We start from the raw sequence: 1,389 nt of genomic DNA on the forward strand, positions 1-1,389 counted from the left end.
GCGTCGGCGAGATCGGCATGAACCTGTCGATCTATGGCTTGGGCAACCGCCAGCAGCGCGCCTGGCTCGCGATCGATCTCGGCGTTTCCTTCGGCGACGAGGAGCATTTGCCGGGCATCGACCTGATCATGCCCGACATCAGCTTCCTGGAGAAGGAACGCAAGAACCTGATGGGCCTGGTGCTGACGCACGCCCATGAGGATCATTTCGGCGCCATCATCGATCTCTGGCCCAAACTGAAGTGCCCGATCTACGCGACGAAATTCAGCGCCGCGCTGTTCGAGGCCAAATGCGCCGCCGAGCGCAACGCGCCAAAGATCCCGGTGACGGTCATCCCGTCCGGGGGCCGCGTCGATGTCGGTCCGTTCAATGTCGAGTTCATTCCGGTCGCGCACTCCATTCCGGAGTCGCATGCGCTGGCGATCCACACCGAGATCGGCACGGTGCTGCACACCGGCGATTGGAAGATCGATCCGACCCCGATCATCGGCCAGCCGACCGACGAGCGGCGGCTGCGCGAACTGGGCGAGGCGGGGCTGCTGGCCCTGATCGGTGATTCCACCAACGCCGTTCGCGAGGGCCGCTCGCCGTCGGAAGCCGAGGTCGCCAAGACCATCATCGAACTCGTCAAGCAGGCCAAGGGCCGGGTCGCGGTGACGACCTTTGCCTCCAATGTCGCGCGCCTCAAGGCGGTCGCCGACGCGGCCAAAGCGGCAGACCGCGAGGTCGTTGTCGTCGGCCGCGCCATGGAGCGGGTTGTTCAGGTGGCGCGCGAGACCGGCTTTCTCGACGGCGTGCAGAATTTTCGGTCGCCCGAGGTCTACGGCCATCTTCCCCAGGAAAAGGTGCTGGCGCTCTGCACCGGCAGCCAGGGCGAGCCGCGTGCGGCGCTGTCGCGCATCGCCAATGACGACCACCCGGAAATCACGCTGAACAAGGGCGATTGCGTGATCTTCTCTTCGCGCACCATCCCCGGCAACGAGAAAGCGGTCGGCAGCATCATTAACAATCTGGTCCTGCAGGGTGTCGAGGTCATTACCGACCGCACCCATCTCGTCCACGTCTCCGGCCATCCCCGCCGTGACGAACTGCGGGACCTCATTGCCTGGACCAAGCCGCAGCTTCTGATCCCCGTCCATGGCGAGCCGTTGCATCTGCATGAGCATGCCAAGCTCGCACGTGCCGCCGGCGTGCCGAAAGTGCTGGTTTGCCGCAATGGCGACCTGGTCAAGCTCGGCCCGGGCGATCCCGGTATCGTCGGTGCGGTGCCCTCGGGACGCCTCTACAAGGACGGTACGATTTTGGAGGATTCCAAGTCGCGTGCGGTGGTCGAGCGGCGCAAGCTGGCGTTCTCCGGCTGCGCTTTTGTGGCCATCGCCATGACCGAGC

Annotated in this window: 1 protein-coding gene; it reads left to right on the top strand. The window is 64.9% G+C overall.

The window, feature by feature from the left end:
- Positions 1–1,389, top strand: a 1,389-nt coding sequence (locus tag C2U70_RS32730) for a ribonuclease J (protein WP_140982923.1), incomplete at both ends; no start/stop codon positions are given.

This window comes from Bradyrhizobium guangdongense, assembly GCF_006483445.1.
In the GTDB taxonomy this organism is placed as follows: Bacteria; Pseudomonadota; Alphaproteobacteria; order Rhizobiales; family Xanthobacteraceae; genus Bradyrhizobium; species Bradyrhizobium guangdongense_A.